General features: G+C 48.0%; 2 protein-coding genes. One reads left to right on the forward strand and one right to left on the reverse strand.

What is annotated here, in order from left to right; genetic code table 11:
* On the forward strand, positions 1-190 hold a 190-nt coding region (locus tag QTO00_RS20475; protein WP_331426376.1), incomplete at its 5' end, for a hypothetical protein.
* A gap of 36 nt (positions 191-226) precedes the next feature.
* Here the strand turns inward: QTO00_RS20475 and QTO00_RS20480 are convergent.
* The coding region (locus tag QTO00_RS20480) for a hypothetical protein (RefSeq protein WP_331426377.1) at positions 227-696 on the reverse strand (470 nt) is incomplete at its 5' end.

The raw sequence follows: 696 nt of genomic DNA on the forward strand, positions 1-696 counted from the left end.
GAGAAATAGTCGGGGCAAAAACTTGCTCGGCACACTGCCAATTTTTGGTAAGAGAGAGGGTAAGCTACATTATCTAATTTATTTTGTTAACTCATCGTGGGGGAAAAGTCCCACGCTGCAGGCACGCTACACGCCAAGTGAAACATTGAAAATGGAGAACTTACGAATCGAGAATGGGGGGAAAGATTAGCACCCAAACTCAAAGAGTCTGAGTGTACTGAGAAATCTATGCTTCAGAAACTACGCTCACACAGGCTAGGCTGATGTCTTGGTCTATGTAGGCCATGCCGAGTTTATTGAGGTAGTCCATTCTGTCGGCGTTGCGAAGGTCAATGTCTGGGCCTTCAACGTTGTTGTCTTGGTAGATTTGCGCGACGTGTGCCATGAACTGTTCACCGATACTCATCATCAATAGGCTCATTGCGCCGACATCGGGTTTGACTTTTTCGCGCTGTTCCTCCGATAAGTTAACTGCCAAAACGATCGGCTCCTCATCACCCTCAAAACGCACGCTACGTTCACGAACGGTTTGCTGCGCCCAGTAGTAGGCAAGCTCTTTACTTTGAGTAAGGAAAACAGGCTCCACTGACTCAGTGTAGTTGTTGCCAATAGTGGTCATGGTGGCCTTTGCCGCTTGATTGAGGGCTTTGTCCCCAGAGCGTTTTAGACCTTGGCCTTGGATAGAAGTAAGTAGGG

It is taken from the genome of Vibrio sp. M260118 (assembly GCF_036533755.1).
Taxonomy (GTDB): Bacteria; Pseudomonadota; Gammaproteobacteria; order Enterobacterales; family Vibrionaceae; genus Vibrio.